The following is an 18351-nucleotide window of genomic DNA, read 5'->3' on the forward strand; positions in this document are numbered from 1 at the left end:
TCCGTTTAACGCATAACGAACCACACACGACAGGCGAGACAGGAGCGACCATGGCCAATTCACCCGCTGCAATGACGGCGCCGCCGTTGAGCGCGGCCGCGATCGCGCTGAATCGTTTCGGGCTCGGTGCACGCTCCGACGAAGCGCCGCCGGCAAATCCGAAGCATTGGCTTGTCGCACAGTTCGACGCGTATCAGCCGATGCCCGCGGCATGGGCTGCACAGCCGTCGACGCTCGCCATTGCCGCCGAACTCGCTGACGAACGCCAGCAGGCAATGGCGAATGCCACTAACTCTGCGTCGAATCCGGCCTCAACCCCGGCGGCGAGCAGCAATCCCGACGACGCCCGCAAAGCCGCCCGCCAGGCCGCGAACAAGGCGGTGCGCATGGAATCGCGCGACACCTATCGCTCAGCAGTGAACGCTCGTGTCGCAAGTGCACTGACGAGCCCCGCGCCGTTCGTCGAGCGGCTCGTGCACTTCTGGTCGAATCACTTCGCGGTGTCGATCGATAAAGGCCCTGTCGCGCCGTTCGCCGGTGCGTTCGAAGCGGAAGCGATCCGCCCGCATGTGCTCGGCCGCTTCGAAGACATGCTGGTCGCCGTCGAACGTCATCCCGCGATGCAGCTTTTTCTCGACCAGACGCGCTCGGTCGGTCCCGACAGCATCGCCGCGATGCGCGCCGCGCAGCGCAATCCGAACCGCAAGCCGGGTCTCAACGAAAATCTCGCCCGCGAAATCATGGAACTGCACACGCTCGGCGTGCGCAGCGGCTACACGCAGGAAGACGTGACCGAATTTGCGCGCGCGATGACGGGCTGGAGTATTGCGGCGGGGCAAGGTCCGCAGCCCAACAATGCGCCGCCGGGCGCGTTCGTGTTCCGTCCACAGGTGCATGAGCCCGGCACCCGGACCATCATGGGCCGCCGCTACGACCAGCCGGGCGAAGGGCAAACGCTGGCCGTGCTGCACGATCTGTCGACTTCGCCCGCGACGGCGACGCATATCGCCACCAAGCTCGCGCGCCACTTCGTCGCGGACAATCCGCCGCCCGACGTCGTCGATCAACTGGCCACGGCGTTCATGCGCAGCCGCGGCGATCTGCCGACGGTGTATCGCGCGCTGATCGACAGCGATGCCGCCTGGTCGTCCGTCGCCGTGAAGTTCAAGTCGCCGTGGGAGTGGACCATTTCGTCGATGCGCGGCCTCGGCATGCGCGAGCTGACCGGCAACGCGGGCAACGCCGTGCAGATGGCGCCCGTGCTCACGCAACTCGGCCAGCAGGTGTGGCGGCCGGGCTCGCCCGCCGGTTACGACGATATCGCCGCAAGCTGGGCCGCGCCCGATGCGCTCGTGCGGCGCGTCGAGATCGCGCAGCGCTTCGCGGCGCGCGTCGGCGACCGGCTCGATGCGCGCTCGCTCGGTCAGACATTGACGGCAGGCTCGCTGAGCGAGCCGACGCAGCTTGCCGTGTCGCGTGCCGAAAGCGCATCGACGGCGCTCGCGCTGCTGCTCGTGTCGCCCGATTTCCAACGGAGATGACCATGCTCACTCGCCGCACCTTCATGCGCGTCGCCGCTGCCGGCGCGGGCGCGATGCTCGTTGCGCCGCAGATGGTGTTCGCGCGCGCCGCGACCGACCGCCGTTTCATATTCGTGATCCAGCGCGGCGCCGCCGACGGCCTGAACATCGTCGTGCCGTACGCAGACCCTGCTTATGCGACGTTGCGCGGCGCGCTTGCTGTCGATACATCGGCCGCCACGAAACTCGACGGTACGTTCGCGCTGCATCCGTCGCTCGTGCAGATCGGGCAGATGTATGCGCAGCGCGAGGCGCTGTTCGTGCATGCCATCGCGTCGCCGTATCGCGACCGCTCGCATTTCGACGGACAGAACGTGCTCGAGACGGGCGGGACGTCGGCGTATCAGGTGAAGGACGGCTGGCTCAATCGGCTGGTCGGCATGATGCCGGGCGCAGCGTCCACCACGCACGAGAACGCGATCGCGTTTGCACCGACCGTGCCGATGGCGTTGCGCGGGTCCGCGAATGTGGCTTCGTATGCGCCTTCTGGTTTGCCTCAGGCGCCTGACGATCTGCTCGCGCGCGTCTCGCAACTCTACGAGCAGGACGCGCAGTTACGTCCGCTATGGGAATCGGCGATGGCGGCGCGCGGTCTCGCGGGCGACGCGGGCGCGCGCCAGGACCCGGCGAGTCTCGGCAAGCTCGCGGCCGGTTTTCTTTCGCGCGACGACGGGCCGCGCATCGCGATGATCGAGACGGGTGGCTGGGACACGCATAGCGCGCAGATGCCGCGCCTCGCCGCGCAGCTCAAGGCACTCGACACGATGCTGGCCGCGTTGCGCGACGGGCTCGGCCCGGCGTGGAGCAAGACGACGGTGCTGGTTGCAACCGAGTTCGGACGCACGGCGGCGGCGAACGGCACGGGCGGCACGGACCACGGCACGGCATCCGCGGCGATGGTGATTGGCGGCGCGGTGGCGGGTGGGCGCGTGGTCGCCGACTGGCCGGGCTTGCGGCAAAGCGATCTGTATCAGGCGCGCGACCTCAAGCCGACGGCTTCGCTCGATGCGCTGATTACGGGCGTCGCGAGCGAAAGCCTCGGGCTCGATCCGCATCGCACGTCGCGCACGCTGTTCGCACAGGCGGGCAATGCGCCGCCGATGACAGGGCTGATTCGCGCGTAGGCCGCGCGGGCCGGTTCAGATTCAACTAACAAGCTGAAGCCAACAGGGAGAGAACTTCAAATGATCGTATGCAATCTGCAATTGACGAAACTTCGCACGTTGCTCGCGGGCGCGCTTTGCGCGTCCACGCTGTCCGCCTGCTATGTCGTCGAGCCAGGACGGCCGCCGCAACCGGCGCCCGTTGCCGAAGTGATCGGTGCGCCGCCTGCGCCTGGATACCGGTGGGTGAAGGGTCACTACCGGTGGGAGGCCAATCACTGGCAATGGGTACCGGGCCACTGGCGGGCAGTTTGAGCCGACCGAAGCGCGTCTGATCCGGCTCGAAAAAATAATCGGTTGCGCGTGTCGATCTGAAGATGGCTTACTCGTCATAGTGATGAAGACTCGCTGATCGGGCGAAACTTCGTCACTCATGGACCTCTTCACATCAGGAGACACGATCATGTCCACGCCAGCCGTCAAGCCCATCCCCGAAGGGATGCACACGTTGACACCGCACATCATCGTCGCGGGCGCGGCCGAAGCAATCGATTTCTACAAGAAAGCATTCAATGCAGTCGAGCAGGTGCGCCTGCCCGGCCCCGGCGGCAAGATCATGCACGCGTCGCTGAAAATCGGCGATTCGACGCTGATGCTCGTCGATGAAATGCCCGATTGCGGCAATGGCGCGTCGTACGGGCCGAAGGCATTGAAGGGCACGCCCATCGTGCTGCATCTCTACGTCAACGACGCCGACGCCACCATCGCGCAAGCGGCGGCAGCGGGCGCGAAGGTGATCATGCCCGCCACCGATATGTTCTGGGGCGACCGTTACGGCCAGGTCGAAGATCCGTTCGGCCACCGCTGGTCCGTCGCGACGCACAAGCGCGACGTCACGCCCGAAGAAATGAAGTCCGCCATGGAACAGATGGCGCAAGGCCGTCAATAACGGCTGCCGTCGGCGCGCGGCTGCGAAGCCCGCGCTGCCGCGCGCCAGAATGCCAAGGAGATGGGATGGACAAGATTACGACATGCCTGTGGTTCGACGGCAATGCGGAGGAAGCCGTCCGGTTCTACACGGGCATTTTCCCGAATTCGAGCATCGGCGACATCACGCATTACGGCGATGCCGTGCCGGGTAAGGCGGGCGAAGTGCTGACCATTACGTTTCACCTGGAAGGCCGCGAATACGTCGCGCTGAACGGCGGTCCGCAGTACACGTTTTCTCCGGCGATCTCGATGTTCGTTAAATGCGAAACGCAAGAGGAAGTGGACACGTATTGGGACAAACTGCTCGAAGGCGGCGGCAAGCCCGTGCAATGCGGCTGGCTCACGGACCGCTTTGGCCTGTCCTGGCAGATCGTGCCGACCGCGATGATGAAGTTCCTCACCGACAAGGATCAGGTCAAGGTACAACGCGCGATGCGCGCAATGATGCAAATGGTGAAGCTAGACCTGAAAGTGCTCGAAGCGGCTTTCAACGGGGAGTGATGTTGCCGGGTTTTGCGCGCGCTCGTTTGAAGCGGGTTGGGCGCGGCGCGCGCATCTGCGATCATCTGCGCTTTCCTCTTCGCCGGTCTTGTGCCGGATATGCGCGATGAATCTTTCCGCCTGTGAGTTCGAAACCGATCGTCTGATCTTGCGTCCGCATGTCCTCGAGGATTTCGAGGAAAGCTACGCGTTGTGGTCCGATGAGACTGTCACGCGGTTTATCGGCGGCAAGCCTTTTAGTCGTGAGGAAGTCTGGTCGCGCCTGCTGCGTTATGCCGGGCATTGGGCCATGCTCGGTTACGGCTATTGGGTGATCCGCGAGAAAAGCAGCGGCCGCTTTGTCGGCGAGATCGGTTTCGCGGACTATCAGCGCGAAATCGAGCCGCCGCTAGGCGCGCCCGAAATCGGCTGGGCGCTGATGCCGGCGATGCACGGCATCGGCTACGCGACGCAAGCCGTGCGCGGCGCGCTCGCATGGGCCGATGCGAAGTGGCCGCACGGCGACACCGTCTGCATCATCGCGCCCGACAACGTGGCGTCGCGCCGCGTCGCGGCGAAGTGCGGCTACGTCGAGGAGCGGCAGGCGACGTATAAGGGGCACGCGACCGGGGTGTTTCTCCGGTCGGTCTGAGCGGTTTTCAGTCTTTTCCTGCCCGTCCTATATCTTCCGGCCGAATTGTCCGAGACCCCCGCCGATGCGACATTTGTCACGCGAATGCATCGGTCATTTGAACCACCCAATCGCACGTAGATACAGCGTTGACACATCAACCCGCGCCGCGTAGCATCAAGGTATCTACATCGTAGATACGCGGCGCTTCTGCTCTCTTGCAGAGCTTCAAGGAGGCAATCGTGTATCTGGATCTTTCGAGCGAAGGTGGGGCTATGGCTATTCAGACAATCAAGCGGTGGGGCAACAGTCTTGCGGTGCGTATTCCGGCAAGCCTGGCTGACGAACTTCACCTGCGCGAAGATCAGGAAGTCGACATGGTGGTGGCAGACGGTGCGCTCGTCGCGACGCCGGCCATCAGGACGTTCAATTGGGACGAGTATCGCGAGCAACTCGCGGCGCGTCCGGAAGACGTGCATCCGACCATCGATCGTGGCGCGGCAGTGGGTTCGGAACTCGCCGACCCAACCGGCCAGGACGACTGGTAAGGAGCAACATGAAAAACGGCGTTCCCGAGATCGGCGATGTAATGTGGATCAGGCTTGAGCCCGTGGTTGGGCACGAGCAGGGCGGCAGGTATCCCCGGCCCGTGATCGTGCTCTCTCACGAAGCGCACAACGGCCCGACAAATCGCATCGTCGCCGTGCCATGCACGACCAGGATTCGCGGGCTGGCCACGGAAATTCCCGTGTCTACGTTACCCAAACCGTGCGTCGCGCTGATCGACCAGATCACGACGCTCGACTGGGTTGCGCGGCAAGGCGAATTCAGAGAAGAGCGGATCGCCCAGCCAGAACTGGATGCGATCCGCCGCAGTTTGAAAGCATTCCTGATGATGTAAGCGCTCGGCGCGTCAAGCGCGCTGCGCGCCGATGCACGCCTGCAACGTCTTCCGCTGCTTGCCTTGCGCATCGAAATTTCCTTCATCGAGCCATTGCGTGAAGCCCGCGCGCAGCGCCGGCCATTCGCTATCGATGATCGAGAACCACGCGGTGTCGCGATTTCGGCCCTTGTACGTCACGGCCTGGCGGAAGATGCCTTCGAACGTGAAGCCGAAGCGGGCCGCCGCCGCGCGCGACGGCGCGTTCAGCGAATCGCATTTCCATTCGAAACGCCGGTAGCCAAGCTCGTCGAACACGCGTTGCATCAGCAGGAAAATGCTTTCGGTCGCCATGCGCGTTTTCTGCAGCCGCTGCGAGAACACGACGAAACCGACTTCGATCACGCCGTTCGCCTTGTCGATGCGCATCAGCGAGAGCGTGCCGACGGCCTTGCCCGTCGCCAGATCGACAACGGTGTGGTGCAGCGGATCAGGCGAGGCAGCGCACGACGCGAGGAAGTCGCGATACGCATCGCGCGTTGCGAACGGGCCGACGGACAGGTACGTCCAGTCGCGGCCATCGGCCGCGGCGCTGTACGCCTCATACAGCTCGTCCGCGTGGCGCTCCACGTTCACCCGTTCCAGCCGGCAGTAGCGGCCGGTCATGGGTTGATCGCCCGGCGCCCTGGCGGGTTGCCACTGCGGCATGGGTTCGCCGATCGCCTGGCCGTATTCGTTGACTCGTTGCACCACGTGATTCTCCCGTCGCTCGTGCTGTTTGAAGTATGCCAAGCGGCCACGATACGGCAAACGCAGTGCAGCAGTAAGAACCAGGCGCCTGCTATTCGATGGAGCCAGCGTCGTTGGCGCATCGATAGCGAACGTTTGGAACTGAAAGGCTGTCGATACAGAATGATCCTGATCGCTCCCCATCCTTGAGAGGTTCGCATGCTCGACGTCGCCGATGAAATCGCCCGGTTCAATGCGGGCCGGGACCCCGAACGACTCGCGATGAAATACGCGCGCATGCGCACGTCGCCGTTCGTATTCCTGCGCGGAACGTGTCATCTGTTCTACAAGCGTCTGTCCAAAGGCAAGGTGCTGGACGGCTCGCCACATGCGTGGATCTGCGGCGACATGCATCTGGAAAATTTCGGCAGTTACAAAGGCGACAACCGGCTCATTTACTTCGACATCAACGACTTCGACGAGGCCTGTCTCGCGCCATGCCTGTACGAGATGATCCGTCTGCTGACGAGCGTGCTGGTCGCGGCCGACGACCTCAAGCTGAGCCGCGCCGAGGCGCTCGCGCTGTGCCACACGGCCGTCGATGCCTACGCCGCCGCGCTGCGCTTCGGCAAGGCACGCTGGATCGAAGAGGAGACGGCGGAAGGCATGGTCGGCGAACTGTTCGCGGCGCTGCATCAACGCTCGCGTGCCGATCATCTGAACCGGCGCACCGATCTGAAGGGAAAAAAGCGCACGCTGCGCGTCGACGGCAAGAAGGCGCTGCCCGTCAACGACGACACCCGCGCGAAAGTCACTGCCTTCATGAATGACTTCGCGAAGCACGAGCCGAATCCGCAGTTCTTCGAGATTCTCGACGTCGCGCGCCGAATCGCGGGCACGGGCAGTCTGGGCGTCGAGCGCTATGTGATTCTCGTCGAAGGCAAGGGTTCGCCCGACGGCAACTATCTGCTCGACATGAAGCTGGCTTTGCCGTCCGCCACCGCGCCGAATGTCGACACGCCGCAGCCGAAGTGGAGCAGCGAGGCCGCGCGCGTCGTCGAAATCCAGCGGCGCAACCAGGTCGTGTCGCAAGCTTTCCTGCATGCCGTCGACTTCGAAAAGCGCCCGTTCGTGCTGCGCGGCCTGCAGCCGTCCGAAGACCGTGTCGCGCTTGAAAACTGGAACGGCAAGCTGCCGAGGCTGGAATCCGTCGTGCGCAATATGGCCGAACTGATCGCGTGGGCGCACTTTCGCAGCAGCGGCCGGCAAAAATCCGCCATCGCCGACGATCTGATCGCCTTCGGCGAAGACACCAAATGGCAATTGCCCTTGATCGAACTCGCGACGCAATGCGAAGCGCAGGTCACGAGCGACTGGAAAGCGTACAGCGAAGCATTCGATCGCGGCGCTTTCAAGCTGAAAACGAAGGCGTGAGGATCCGGAGTCGAACGTGCGCCAGCAAACGTTCGAAAGATCCGAATATGTTGACGGGCTTTACGGCGACGCCCCAGATGTGTAAATCTGACGTTGGCGTCGTGGTCAAAAGTGCGTCGTGTTTTCGGGCTTCATTCGCTCTGCAAGTCCTGAACCACGCCAATACCCGACGCCGTGAACGGGCGCGTCGCCCGTGAGGCATGAACAATGCCTGTGAACGAGTCACTTCCACGACAGGAGACGGCACTATGGAAATCGAAGCGACCGCATGGTTCCCGCTGGACGACTATGCGCCCGTGAGAGACGGGTGGTACGAAGTCCAGCTGGTGAGCGGAGACACGGCATTTGCCAAATTCATCGAAGGCGGATGGACCGAAAAGCCGCTCCTCGTGTTCACCCACTGGCGCGGACTGAGCGAAGATCCCGCCCGCGTGGACGAACCGGAAACCATCGACGCCGAAGCCACCGCGGCCGAGGGCGTACGCGCTGCATGGAACGCCTTCTTCCCGGGCGCGAACGGTGAAGCGCACAAACCGCTCGACGCCACGCACGGCAAACCGCCGACGACGCACTGAATTCCTATCCATGCGGATCTGCGGGCGGCGCATCGGCGCCGCCGTTTTTTTGTGCAGCGTGTTTGCGTCGCGGCACGCAATCTTCGCGTTTCACCAGCCTTCGCTAGAATGCAGCGATCGATATCGCGAAGGTCTCACATGCAATCATTCCGGCAACCCGTCGATCTGTCGCGCGCCACGCGCCTTCTGAACCATGGTCCCGTCACGCTGGTCACGAGCGCGCACGACGGGCGCTCGAACGTGATGGCGGCTTCATGGGCGATGCCGCTGGACTTCGTGCCACCCAAACTCGTCGTCGTGATCGACGCGAAGACATTGACGCGCCAACTCGTCGAAGCAAGCGGCGTGTTCGGCCTGCAATTGCCCACACGCGGCTTCGCCCGCCACACGCTCGCGGTTGGTTCGAACGCGGGTGTCGAAATCGACAAATTCGCCGCGCTCGAACTCAAGACGTTTCCCGCCGAAAAAATCGACGTGCCGATGCTGGAAGGCTGCGTCGCCTGGTTCGAATGCAAGGTGATTCCCGACGACGCGCAGCGGCACGATCTGATCCTCGCCGAAGTGGTCGCGTGCTACGCGGACAGCCGCGTCTATTCGGAGAACCGCTGGCATTTCGGCGACGACCACGACATGCGCACCTGTCATTACGTCGCAGGCGGCACGTTCTTCGAAACCGGCGACACGTTTGAAGTGGAAGCTGCGCCGCTCAACGACAAGCGCTGAACCGACGCAACGCGTGCTCAAGCCTGCAGCGGCACCCAGATTTCGACGCCGCCCATGCCTGTAACGGGATTGAACTGCTCGCTGTAGCGCTCGAAGTTCGGCGCATCGGCGGGCGTGTGGCCGGACTCGGGCAGCCACTTGTTCCAGATCGTGTTGCACGTGCGGCGGATCGTCGAAATATGCTCGCGATGCGTGAACACCGCATAGCGCTGCGCACCGATGCGCACGCGGCTCAGTCCGTCTGGCAAGGCCGAGAAGTCGGCGACTTCCACGCCGCATAGGTAGTCGAAATTGCCTGAATCGTCGGCGTTGTAGCAGACGCCGTAGGCGACGTTGCCGACCTGTCCGGGCACCTTGCCGAAGATCGTGTTGAAGCGCTGCCATTGCGCGGGAATGGCCGAGCTGCTTTCGCAGTTGTAGCGCTCGCTCGATCCGGCGACGAGCAACGGCTCACCGTCGACGAAACGCGGCGGCTCGAGATTGGTGAGAAGAGATTCATCCATTTTGATCGGCTCCACGAGTGCGATGTTGTCGAGATGACCTTGCGCGCGCAACGCGTCGGGCGTGAGCCCGAACTGCTCGCGAAACGCGCGCGTGAATGCCTCGTGAGAGCCGTATCCTGCATCGACAGCGACGGCGAGAATATCGGGCGCGCCGCGTGACAGAAGCCGCGCCGCTTCCGTCAGGCGGCGCGCACGCACGTAGCGCATCACCGCGTAACCTGTCGCGGCTTCGAATGCGCGCGACAGATGAAAGCGCGACACGCAACCGCAACTGGCGATATCGTCGAGCGACAATTCGTCGTGAAAGTGGCTTTCGATAAACCACAACGCCTTGCCGGCAGGGTTTCCAACTGGGTTCATACGGACTCTCGTTTCGGCATGAACCCAGCATATCGAGCGAAGCATTGGCTCATTTGATCGCGCTTGCGGTCCTGCTCATGGCGATTGCTCCATCGACTGCTTCAACGCATCGTCGTCGTCGCGCTCGCGCTCGCGCTCGCGCTGCGTAGCTTGCGAGCCGGGCCGCAACAATGCGCCGCCAACTGCTGCGGCCAGCGCCGCAAAGATCGCGCCGAACAGAAACGCAACGTGATAACCGCTAGCGAGCGCAGCGGGCGTATCGGCGAGTTGCGCACCGCCGCTCGCCGACCGCGCGGCCGCGAGGCTCGCCAGCACCGCGAGCCCCAATGCGCCGCCCATCATGAATGCCGTGTTGACGATGCCCGACGCAAGGCCCGAATCCGACGGGTCGACATCGCTCATCGCAGCGAGCAGCATCGGATTGAACGCGACGCCCGCGCCGATGCCGAGCAACACCATGCCGGGCAGCACATCGGCGACGAAGTGTCCGTCGACGGGCGCACGCGCGAACAGCAGCAAGCCGAGCGCCGCGAGAAACAGGCCAACCGCGAGCGGCTTACGGATGCCGAAGCGCATCACCATCCGCGCGGACAATCCGAGCGAGAAAAAGCCCATGATCAGGTTGGCGGGCAAGAACGCGAGGCCGACCTGAAGCGGTGCGTAGCCGAGCACGCGTTGCAGATACAGCGCGGAGATGAAGAACCACGCGAACATCGCAGCCGCCCACAACACGCCGACCACGTTGGCCGTCGCGACGTTGCGCAGCGTGAACAGTTTGAGCGGCATCAGCGGATGCGCGACGCGTGCTTCGATGACAAGGAACGCGCCGAGCAGCACGAGCGCGACGACGATCAGTCCGATGGTTTGCGCGGACAGCCAGCCCGCCTCGTTGCCGTTGACGATCGCATAGACAGCGAGCATCAACGACGCCGTGACAGTCGTCGCACCGGCGACGTCGAGCCGCTCGCCATGCGCGTGTCCACGGCCTGCCGGCAGCAGCGCCAGGCACGCTACATACACGGCAATGCCGATAGGCAAATTGACGAGAAAGATCCAGTGCCAGCTCAGCAGATTGGTCAACAGCCCGCCGAGCAACACGCCGATGCTGCCTCCGCCCGCGCACACGAATCCATACACGCCCATCGCTTTGGCGCGCTCGCCTTCTTCGGTGAACAGATTCATGATCAACGACAGCGAAACGGCCGATACGACCGCACCGCCCAATCCTTGAATGGCGCGCGCGCAGACCAGCATGACCTGCGAGTTCGCGAGCCCGCACGCGAGCGACGCGAGCGTGAACAGCGTAATCCCGGCGAGAAACAGCTTGCGATGCCCGTACAGGTCGCCGAGCCTTCCGCCGAGCAGCAAAAAGCCGCCGAAGGTCAGCATGTAAGCGTTGACAACCCACACCAGCGCGGTTTCCGAAAAACCCAGGTCAGCCGCGATGGACGGCAGTGCGACGTTGACGATCGTCGTATCGAGCACGATCATCAGCACGCCCATGCATAGCACGATCAGTGCAAGCCAGCGTTTATTGCCTTCGATGTTATGCGTCATGCGCGCGATTCCTCCATGGCTGTCGATGCGCTTTCAGTCTAGCCAGCGTTCGCGCCTGACCGCAACCGGAAAACCGCTGCCCGCGCACCGCACTTATGGATACGACGATCGAAGGGCGGAAAAATCGACGGCGCTCAGCTCAATAGTTCGTACTTGCCGCCGCGTTCGAGCGCGCGCTGATACGCGGGCCGGGCATGAATCGTGTCGAGAAAGCGCGCGATGGACGGATATTTCGCATCGCGGTTGCCGCGCGCGGTTGCGGCTTCGAGCGGAAAGCTCATCTGGATATCGGCGGCTGTGAACGCGTTGCCTGCAAACCAGCCAGTTTCGCGCAGCGAATCTTCGATATAGCCCATATGCAGCGCGATTTGCGGATCAACGAAACCCGATTGCAACGTCGACGCGATTTTCTTTGCAATAGGCTTCGCGAAGAACGGCATCGGCGCGCTGCCGATACGCATCGCGACCAGTTTCAGCAACAGCGGCGGCATCGCCGAGCCTTCCGCGTAGTGCATCCAGTATCGGAATTTCCGTCGCTCGGGCGTACCCGCAGCGGGCTCGAAGCGCCCTTGCCCGTAGCGTTCGAGCAGATACTCGATGATCGCGCCGGATTCGGCAACCGTCACATCGGCATCCGTGATGACGGGCGATTTGCCGAGCGGATGCACGGCGCGCAGTTCGGGCGGCGCGAGCATCGTCTTCGGATCGCGCTGATAACGCTTGATCTCGTACGGCACGCCGAGTTCTTCGAGCAGCCACAGCACGCGCTGCGAGCGGGAGTTGTTCAGGTGATGGACGATGAGCATGAGCGGGCGGCGAAAACGCGCTGTGAGGCCGGACGTCGGCGGAGCGGACATCATACGAGGCCGCGCGAGAGGGCGGCCTCTATTCGTTACGTTGCGCGAGCAACCATCATGCAGACCACTTTTTGCCCATCAATTCGTTCGACGGCAACTTCTCGTCGAGCAACTTGCGTGCGCTCTCGATGCCCGCGACAGGCAAGCCCTTCGGATCGAGCAAGCCTACCTGCACGAGCACGGAAGCCTGATCCCAATAGATATGCTCGTTATACAGCTTGTCGCCGCGGAAGCAGACAACCGCCAGCATCGGCACCTCGAAGTACTTGCCCGTCGGCGCGACGCCCGGCAGCAGCCAGTCGATCTCGCAGCTATGCGTGCAAGCAAAGATGAATTCATCGACGATGCGATCGGAGCCGATGGTCCGCGAAATCGGGATCAGCTTCGTGTCCGGCGGATTCGAATTGACGAAGTGATTCGTATAGAAGCGCTTGAGATTGTCATAGCCGACACCGCCTGTCATGGTCGGAACGTGGTTGACGTAGGGTTGCGCGACCATCGTCGGCATCACGGCTTCGACGTCGCGCGTGGCGAACTCGAAATAGCAGTGCTGTTCCCACAATGTGTTCAGATCGTAGATCGGACCAAGCACCTTGCGCAGCAGCGATAGCGTGCGCGAATACGCCATCATCGCAGCGGGCTTGTCGTACTGCGGGCGTGACGACGATGCGAACGCGTGATCGCAACCCGCATACACGTACTGCTCGATGTTGCCATGCGCGCGAAATGCTTGAGCGATCTGCTCGCGAACAGGTGCCGGGCAGTACGCGTCGTTTTCGGCGAAGTGGAAAACCATCGGGCAGCGGATGTTCTTTACTTCGTCCAGATACGCTTCGAGGCCGACGCCGTAATAGCTCACCGCGCAATCCACGTCCGTTCGCGCAGCCGCAAGCAATGCGAGCTTGCCGCCAAGGCAATAGCCGATCGTGCCGATCTTGCCTTGCTGTTCAGGCAATGCGCGCAAGGCATCGAACGTCGCGGCGATATCCTGCACGCCGAGATCGATATCGAACTTTGCGTGGAAGTCGAGCGCACGCGTCATGTCGTCGCCGTCGTAACCGAGCACGACATTCGGCTGCATGCGCCAGAACAGATCGGGCACGAGCACGACATAGCCTTCTTCGGCGTAGCGGTCGGCCGTCTGCTTCAGATAGTCGTTGATGCCGAAGATTTCTTGCAGCAATACGAGGCCCGGACCGGAGCCTTGCGCGGGACGCGCCATGTATGCGTTGAAACGGCCGCCATCGCGAGCGGCGACTTCGATAAAGGAACCGGCCATCAAATTGCTCCTCGATTGTGGGAAGACGGGACTGCGCGCGTCGCCGCTTTTATCGTCCACCACGATCGAATGAAGCGTGTGGCGCTACATCGCACGCAAGGCGAAACGTTTGAGCTTGCCCGTTTCCGTGCGAGGCAGCGCGTCGATAAAGGCAACGACGCGCGGATACTTGTACGGCGCAACGGTATTCTTCACGAATTCCTGCAACTCTGCGACCAGTTTCTCGTCCGCGCTGTAGCCCGTATTGAGCACGACGAAAGCCTTCACGATCTGGCCACGCGTTTCGTCGGGTACGCCGATCACGCCGCACTCGGCAACGGCCTTGTGCTGCATCAATACGCTTTCGACTTCCGGTCCGGAGATGTTGTAGCCCGCCGAAACGATCATGTCGTCGGCGCGTGCCTGATAGAACACGTAGCCATCTTCGTCGATATAAACGGAGTCGCCGGGCAGATTCCAGCCGTCGCGCACGAACTTCAACTGACGTTCATCGGCGAGATAGCGGCAGCCTGTCGGCCCGCGCACAGCAAGCTTGCCGAGCGTGCCTGGCGGAACGGGGCGCATATCGTCGTCCACGGCTTGAATCGCATAGCCAGGAACGGCCTTGCCGATCGCATGCGGTCGCACCTCATGTCCCGCCGACGAGATGAAGATATGAATCATCTCCGTGCCGCCGATGCCGTCGATCATCTCGATGCCACTAGCCGCACGCCATAGCGCGCGTGTCGAATCCGGTAGTGCTTCACCGGCAGACACGGTCTTCTTCAGCGATGCAATGTCGAAGCGCGGAACCAACGGCGCCATCTGCCGATAGAACGTCGGCGCGGTGAACATCACCGTCGCATGAAAGCGCTCGACGTTTTGCAGCAGCGTTTCAGGCGTCTGCTTCTCGATCAGCACCGTCGACGCGCCCGCGCGCAACGGAAAGCACAGCAACCCGCCCAGGCCGAATGTGAATGCGAGCGGCGGCGTGCCGCAAAAGATATCGTCGGCAGTGGGCTTGAGAACATGGCGCGGGAACAGGTCGCACATCGCGAGCACGTCGCGATGAAAATGCATGCAGCCTTTGGGCGCGCCCGTGGTGCCGCTGGTGAAAGCGATCAGGCAGACATCGTCGGCGGCGGTATCGCAGGCCTTGAATTCAGCGGGTTTGGATGCCGCGAGGGTTTCGAGCGAACCCGCTGCGTCTTCGTCGTGAAAGATCAGCGTCTGTTTCAGGCCTTCGCAGAAGTACTCGTCGCCTTGCGTCGAACAGCGCGCGAGTTCTTCCATCAACCGTGTGTCGCACAAGGCCGCGCCGATTTGCGCCTTGTCGATGATCTGCTTGAGTTCCTTTGCGCGCAGCAGCGGCATGGTCGGCACGACGACGAGCCCCGCCTTCAATGCCGCGAGAAACGCGACCGCCATCTGCAATGTATTCGGCCCGCGCAGCAGCACGCGATTGCCAGGCTGCAAACCCATTTCATCGATCAGCACATGCGCGCTGCGATTGACCATCGCGAGCAGTTCGCCATACGTGGTCGCGTGCGGCTTGCCGTCGATATCGGACCACACCGCAGGCCGGTCACGATGACCGCTTTCGACAGCACGATCGAGCAGTTCAGTCGCGCAGTTGAAACGCGCCGGGTAGGCGACGTCCGGATTGTCGAGCAGGAACACCGGCCATTGATCCTGCGGCGGCAAGTGATCGCGCGCGAAAGTATCGACGTGAGCTGACGGTTCCATCATGAAACTCCCCTGCCATACGTGCGTGGTGTGCGAAATGGTTCGGTCTGTGTGTCTAGTCTGTAATCACAGCTGTTGCTTCAATCTCAACCTTGGCGTCGTCCTCGATGAGCGCGACAACCTGCACGGCGCTCATCGCGATGTCGTAATCGCCGATCAGTTCACGAAATGCCTGGCCAATCTCTTTCAGCGATGCGAGGTACTCGCGCTTGTCCGTTACGTACCACGTCATTCGCACGAGATGTTCGGGCCGCCCGCCCGCTTCGCGCAGCACGGCGAGCACGTTGCGCAGCGCCTGTGTGGCCTGCTCGGCGAAGCGGTCGCTCGTCATGCGCGCTTCTTCGTTCCAGCCGATCTGTCCGGCGATGAACACCTGCGTGCCGCTCGCCGCGACGCCATTTGCATAGCCCTTCGGCTTGACCCAGCCTGCGGGCAGTAGCGATCGTTTCTTCATGAGCGTTGCTCCTCGGTTTGCGCGGCGTGCGGCGCGAATGTGGCGAGCGCGGCGGCGATATCGTCCGGAATGTCGATCGACTGACCGCTTTCGAGCGATGTCGTCACGAGCACCTGCGTTGCACGAAAACGCACTTCGTCGTTGCAATGCGCGACGATGTCGATGCCGATCGAGCGTCGCCCGATGCGCGTGACGCCGAGCGACAGCGTGATCGTTTCGCCCATGCGGCTGGGCCGCGAGAACTCGCAAACGAGCTTCACGATAGGCAGTCCGACGCGGCGCGTCTGGATCATGTGCGCGTAGTCGATGGCAAGACGCTCGTTGAACCATTCTTCGACGAGCATGTTCGTCATCACCAGATACTGCGGAAAGTAGACGATGCCCGCGGGATCGCAGTGCGCGAAGCGGATGCGCATCGGCATGTCGAAGGTGGCGGTCATTGCGCGTGCTCCTTCAGCAGATCGCGCCCGACGATCAACTGTTGCACTTCCGTCGCACCTTCATAGATCCGCAGCGCGCGGATCTCGCGATACAGCCTTTCGACCGTCGTGCCGCTTTGCACGCCCATGCCGCCCCACAGTTGCACGGCAGCGTCGATCACCTGTTGCGCGCCTTCGCTCGCGTGCCACTTCGCCATCGCGGCCTCGCGCGTGACGCTTTCGCCCTGATCGCGCAGCCATGCAGCGCGATAGACGAGCAGCGCGCTGCTGTCGATGGTCAGCGCCATCTGCGCGAGTTTTGCCTGCGTCAACTGGAAATCGCCGAGCGTCTGGCCGAACATCTTGCGCGACGCGGCGCGATTCAGTCCTTCCTGCATCGCGCGTCGTGCAAAACCCAATGATGCCGCCGCGACCGACGTGCGGAAGATATCGAGTGTGCGCATCGCGATCTTGAAGCCTTCGCCGGGTGCACCGAGCATCTGGCTGCGCGGCACACGTGCGCTGGAAAAATGCAGGCGCGCGAGCGGATGCGGTGCGATCACGTCGATACGTTCGGCAATCTGCAAGCCCGGCGTATCGGCATCGACAATAAACGCGCTGATGCCGCGTGAGCCGGGCGCTTCACCTGTTCTGGCGAACACGACGTAGAAGTCCGCGATGCCGCCGTTCGAAATCCACGTCTTGTCGCCGTCGAGCACGTAGTTGTCGCCGTCCTCGCGCGCCTGCAACGCCATCGCGGCCACGTCGGAGCCGGCTTCGGGTTCGGACAGCGCAAATGCGGCCAACGCTTCGCCCCTCGCAACACGCGGCAAATAACGCGTCTTCTGTTCGTGCGTGCCCGCAAGCGTGATCGCGCCGGAGCCGAGGCCTTGCATCGCGAGTGCGAAATCCGCGAGGCCGTCGTGTTTTGCGAGCGTTTCGCGCAGCAGGCAAACGGCGCGCGTATCGATCGTGTCGCCGTGCCCGCCATACTGCGTGCCACCGACGCCATACTTCAGCCAGCCCGCTTCGCCCAACGCGCGCACCAGTTGGCGACACGTTGCATCGACATCGTCATGTTGCACATGCGCGAGATGTCGTGCGGCCCATGTTTCGATGCCCTCTGCCAACGCGCGATGACGTGCTTCGAAGAATGGCCACGCCAGCGCGCAGTGCGGATCGTCGTGATTCACGATCAGTCTCCTTCGAACACAGGGCGCGACTTCGCAGCAAACGCACGATACGCGCGCTCGAAGTCACGGGTCGTCATGCAAATGGCCTGCGCTTGCGCCTCCGATTCGATGGCTTCGTCGATGCTCATGCTCCATTCCTGATGCAGCATCTTCTTCGTGACGCCATGCGCGAATGTGGGGCCGGCGGCGAGATCGGCAGCGAGTTTCGATGCTTCGTCGAGCAACGATTCGGGCGCGCACAAGCGGTTGTAGAAGCCCCAAGCGTAGCCTTCGTCGCCGCTTGCCGAACGCCCCGTGTAGAGCAATTCTGCTGCGCGTCCTTGTCCGATGATGCGCGGTAAGATCGAGCACGCGCCCATATCGCAACCGGCAAGGCCCACGCGCGTGAACAGAAACGCGAGCTTGCTGCGCGCGGTGCCGAGACGCATGTCCGACGCCATCGCCAGAATCGCGCCCGCGCCAGCACAAACGCCATCGACAGCCGCGATAATGGACTGCGGACAATGCCGCATCGCCTTGACGAGATCGCCCGTCATGCGCGTGAAGAGCAGCAGTTCCGGCATCGGCAGATCGATCAGCGGCGCGATGATGTCGTGCACATCTCCGCCCGAACAGAAGTTTTCTCCCGCGCCGTGCATCACGACGACCTTCACATCGGTTGCATATGCGAGTTGCCGGAACAGGTCGCGCAACTCGGCATACGATTCGAACGTCAGCGGATTCTTGCGCTCGGGCCGGTTCAGCATGATCGTTGCGACACCGGCGTTGACGGACCAGCCGAAGTGTTTCGCCTCATACGTGGCGAGCGTCGTGCGATTGCCGGCCAGCAGGGCTTCGGCGGCAGAACGGGTCATTGTTGTCTCCTCCATGGCGGATGTC

General features: G+C 62.7%; 21 protein-coding genes. 11 read left to right on the forward strand and 10 right to left on the reverse strand.

From position 1 onward, the window contains the following. Positions 1-50: 50 nt before the first annotated feature. From G3O01_RS36220 to G3O01_RS36255, 8 genes are all read left to right on the forward strand, one after another. Positions 51-1541 carry a DUF1800 domain-containing protein gene (locus G3O01_RS36220; protein ID WP_205811815.1) on the forward strand — a complete coding sequence of 497 codons (1491 nt, stop codon included), beginning with the start codon at positions 51-53 and terminating at the stop codon, positions 1539-1541. 2 nt (positions 1542-1543) lie between these two features. Beyond that, positions 1544-2704: a DUF1501 domain-containing protein gene (locus G3O01_RS36225; protein ID WP_205811816.1), complete on the forward strand. Its 1161-nt coding sequence runs from the start codon at positions 1544-1546 to the stop codon at positions 2702-2704. Positions 2705-2764: 60 nt separating this feature from the next. Beyond that, positions 2765-2998, forward strand: coding sequence for a YXWGXW repeat-containing protein (locus G3O01_RS36230; RefSeq protein ID WP_205811817.1), 234 nt, complete (start codon positions 2765-2767; stop codon positions 2996-2998). A gap of 148 nt (positions 2999-3146) precedes the next feature. Further along, positions 3147-3632 (forward strand): VOC family protein, encoded by a 486-nt coding sequence (locus G3O01_RS36235; protein WP_205811818.1) that lies wholly within the window; start codon positions 3147-3149, stop codon positions 3630-3632. 65 nt (positions 3633-3697) lie between these two features. Beyond that, positions 3698-4174 (forward strand): VOC family protein, encoded by a 477-nt coding sequence (locus G3O01_RS36240; protein WP_205811819.1) that lies wholly within the window; start codon positions 3698-3700, stop codon positions 4172-4174. Between the two features lie 106 nt (positions 4175-4280). Beyond that, positions 4281-4805 (forward strand): GNAT family N-acetyltransferase, encoded by a 525-nt coding sequence (locus G3O01_RS36245; protein ID WP_205811820.1) that lies wholly within the window; start codon positions 4281-4283, stop codon positions 4803-4805. 254 nt (positions 4806-5059) lie between these two features. Then, positions 5060-5332, forward strand: coding sequence for an AbrB/MazE/SpoVT family DNA-binding domain-containing protein (locus G3O01_RS36250; RefSeq protein WP_205811821.1), 273 nt, complete (start codon positions 5060-5062; stop codon positions 5330-5332). A gap of 8 nt (positions 5333-5340) precedes the next feature. Beyond that, positions 5341-5685, forward strand: a complete 345-nt coding sequence (locus G3O01_RS36255) for a type II toxin-antitoxin system PemK/MazF family toxin (RefSeq protein WP_205811822.1) — start codon at positions 5341-5343, stop codon at positions 5683-5685. A 12-nt stretch (positions 5686-5697) separates the two neighbouring features. Here the strand turns inward: G3O01_RS36255 and G3O01_RS36260 are convergent, their stop codons facing one another. After that, positions 5698-6417: a GNAT family protein gene (locus G3O01_RS36260; RefSeq protein ID WP_205811823.1), complete on the reverse strand. Its 720-nt coding sequence runs from the start codon at positions 6415-6417 to the stop codon at positions 5698-5700. 195 nt (positions 6418-6612) lie between these two features. On the opposite strand from G3O01_RS36260, the gene G3O01_RS36265 reads away from it, so the two are divergent. The 3 genes from G3O01_RS36265 to G3O01_RS36275 all read left to right on the forward strand — a co-directional run bounded on the left by G3O01_RS36265 (position 6613) and on the right by G3O01_RS36275 (position 9125). Then, positions 6613-7827, forward strand: a complete 1215-nt coding sequence (locus G3O01_RS36265; protein ID WP_205811824.1) for a DUF2252 domain-containing protein — start codon at positions 6613-6615, stop codon at positions 7825-7827. A gap of 248 nt (positions 7828-8075) precedes the next feature. After that, a complete protein-coding gene (locus G3O01_RS36270) occupies positions 8076-8402 on the forward strand; it encodes a hypothetical protein (protein ID WP_205811825.1) in 327 nt (108 codons plus the stop codon). Positions 8403-8540: 138 nt separating this feature from the next. After that, positions 8541-9125 (forward strand): flavin reductase family protein, encoded by a 585-nt coding sequence (locus G3O01_RS36275; protein ID WP_205811826.1) that lies wholly within the window; start codon positions 8541-8543, stop codon positions 9123-9125. Positions 9126-9142: 17 nt separating this feature from the next. On the opposite strand, the gene G3O01_RS36280 is transcribed toward G3O01_RS36275, so the two are convergent. From G3O01_RS36280 to G3O01_RS36320, 9 genes are all read right to left on the reverse strand, one after another. Next, the gene (locus tag G3O01_RS36280; protein WP_205811827.1) at positions 9143-9988 is read right to left on the reverse strand and encodes an AraC family transcriptional regulator; all 846 of its coding nucleotides are present in this window, start codon (positions 9986-9988) and stop codon (positions 9143-9145) included. 75 nt (positions 9989-10063) lie between these two features. Then, positions 10064-11545 carry a DHA2 family efflux MFS transporter permease subunit gene (locus tag G3O01_RS36285; protein WP_205811828.1) on the reverse strand — a complete coding sequence of 494 codons (1482 nt, stop codon included), beginning with the start codon at positions 11543-11545 and terminating at the stop codon, positions 10064-10066. A gap of 134 nt (positions 11546-11679) precedes the next feature. Then, a complete protein-coding gene (locus G3O01_RS36290) occupies positions 11680-12351 on the reverse strand; it encodes a glutathione S-transferase (RefSeq protein WP_205811829.1) in 672 nt (223 codons plus the stop codon). Between the two features lie 106 nt (positions 12352-12457). After that, on the reverse strand, positions 12458-13681 hold the full coding sequence (locus G3O01_RS36295) for a dienelactone hydrolase family protein (RefSeq protein WP_205811830.1): 1224 nt from the start codon (positions 13679-13681) through the stop codon (positions 12458-12460). 84 nt (positions 13682-13765) lie between these two features. Further along, positions 13766-15406, reverse strand: a complete 1641-nt coding sequence (locus G3O01_RS36300; protein WP_205811866.1) for an AMP-binding protein — start codon at positions 15404-15406, stop codon at positions 13766-13768. A gap of 55 nt (positions 15407-15461) precedes the next feature. Further along, complete coding sequence (locus tag G3O01_RS36305) at positions 15462-15860, reverse strand: RidA family protein (protein ID WP_205811831.1); 399 nt, start codon at positions 15858-15860, stop codon at positions 15462-15464. Then, the gene (locus G3O01_RS36310; protein WP_205811832.1) at positions 15857-16300 is read right to left on the reverse strand and encodes a thioesterase family protein; all 444 of its coding nucleotides are present in this window, start codon (positions 16298-16300) and stop codon (positions 15857-15859) included. The genes G3O01_RS36305 and G3O01_RS36310 overlap by 4 nt, the downstream gene beginning before the upstream one ends. Further along, on the reverse strand, positions 16297-17472 hold the full coding sequence (locus tag G3O01_RS36315) for an acyl-CoA dehydrogenase family protein (protein ID WP_205811833.1): 1176 nt from the start codon (positions 17470-17472) through the stop codon (positions 16297-16299). Before G3O01_RS36315 ends, G3O01_RS36310 begins: the two co-directional genes overlap by 4 nt. A 2-nt stretch (positions 17473-17474) precedes the next feature. Beyond that, on the reverse strand, positions 17475-18326 hold the full coding sequence (locus tag G3O01_RS36320) for an enoyl-CoA hydratase family protein (RefSeq protein WP_205811834.1): 852 nt from the start codon (positions 18324-18326) through the stop codon (positions 17475-17477). Positions 18327-18351 lie beyond the last annotated feature (25 nt).

This window comes from Burkholderia sp. Ac-20365 (assembly GCF_017104715.1).
In the GTDB taxonomy this organism is placed as follows: Bacteria; Pseudomonadota; Gammaproteobacteria; order Burkholderiales; family Burkholderiaceae; genus Paraburkholderia.

What these genes read in the sequence shown, in the direction of transcription:
- G3O01_RS36220 (WP_205811815.1), top strand. Translation starts at nt 51, where the DNA reads ATGGCCAATTCACCCGCTGCAATGACGGCGCCGCCGTTGAGCGCGGCC.
- G3O01_RS36225 (WP_205811816.1), top strand. Translation starts at nt 1,544, where the DNA reads ATGCTCACTCGCCGCACCTTCATGCGCGTCGCCGCTGCCGGCGCGGGC.
- G3O01_RS36230 (WP_205811817.1), top strand. Translation starts at nt 2,765, where the DNA reads ATGATCGTATGCAATCTGCAATTGACGAAACTTCGCACGTTGCTCGCG.
- G3O01_RS36235 (WP_205811818.1), top strand. Translation starts at nt 3,147, where the DNA reads ATGTCCACGCCAGCCGTCAAGCCCATCCCCGAAGGGATGCACACGTTG.
- G3O01_RS36240 (WP_205811819.1), top strand. Translation starts at nt 3,698, where the DNA reads ATGGACAAGATTACGACATGCCTGTGGTTCGACGGCAATGCGGAGGAA.
- G3O01_RS36245 (WP_205811820.1), top strand. Translation starts at nt 4,281, where the DNA reads ATGAATCTTTCCGCCTGTGAGTTCGAAACCGATCGTCTGATCTTGCGT.
- G3O01_RS36250 (WP_205811821.1), top strand. Translation starts at nt 5,060, where the DNA reads ATGGCTATTCAGACAATCAAGCGGTGGGGCAACAGTCTTGCGGTGCGT.
- G3O01_RS36255 (WP_205811822.1), top strand. Translation starts at nt 5,341, where the DNA reads ATGAAAAACGGCGTTCCCGAGATCGGCGATGTAATGTGGATCAGGCTT.
- G3O01_RS36265 (WP_205811824.1), top strand. Translation starts at nt 6,613, where the DNA reads ATGCTCGACGTCGCCGATGAAATCGCCCGGTTCAATGCGGGCCGGGAC.
- G3O01_RS36270 (WP_205811825.1), top strand. Translation starts at nt 8,076, where the DNA reads ATGGAAATCGAAGCGACCGCATGGTTCCCGCTGGACGACTATGCGCCC.
- G3O01_RS36275 (WP_205811826.1), top strand. Translation starts at nt 8,541, where the DNA reads ATGCAATCATTCCGGCAACCCGTCGATCTGTCGCGCGCCACGCGCCTT.
- G3O01_RS36280 (WP_205811827.1), bottom strand. Translation starts at nt 9,988, where the DNA reads ATGAACCCAGTTGGAAACCCTGCCGGCAAGGCGTTGTGGTTTATCGAA.
- G3O01_RS36285 (WP_205811828.1), bottom strand. Translation starts at nt 11,545, where the DNA reads ATGACGCATAACATCGAAGGCAATAAACGCTGGCTTGCACTGATCGTG.
- G3O01_RS36290 (WP_205811829.1), bottom strand. Translation starts at nt 12,351, where the DNA reads ATGCTCATCGTCCATCACCTGAACAACTCCCGCTCGCAGCGCGTGCTG.
- G3O01_RS36295 (WP_205811830.1), bottom strand. Translation starts at nt 13,681, where the DNA reads ATGGCCGGTTCCTTTATCGAAGTCGCCGCTCGCGATGGCGGCCGTTTC.
- G3O01_RS36300 (WP_205811866.1), bottom strand. Translation starts at nt 15,406, where the DNA reads ATGGAACCGTCAGCTCACGTCGATACTTTCGCGCGCGATCACTTGCCG.
- G3O01_RS36305 (WP_205811831.1), bottom strand. Translation starts at nt 15,860, where the DNA reads ATGAAGAAACGATCGCTACTGCCCGCAGGCTGGGTCAAGCCGAAGGGC.
- G3O01_RS36310 (WP_205811832.1), bottom strand. Translation starts at nt 16,300, where the DNA reads ATGACCGCCACCTTCGACATGCCGATGCGCATCCGCTTCGCGCACTGC.
- G3O01_RS36320 (WP_205811834.1), bottom strand. Translation starts at nt 18,326, where the DNA reads ATGACCCGTTCTGCCGCCGAAGCCCTGCTGGCCGGCAATCGCACGACG.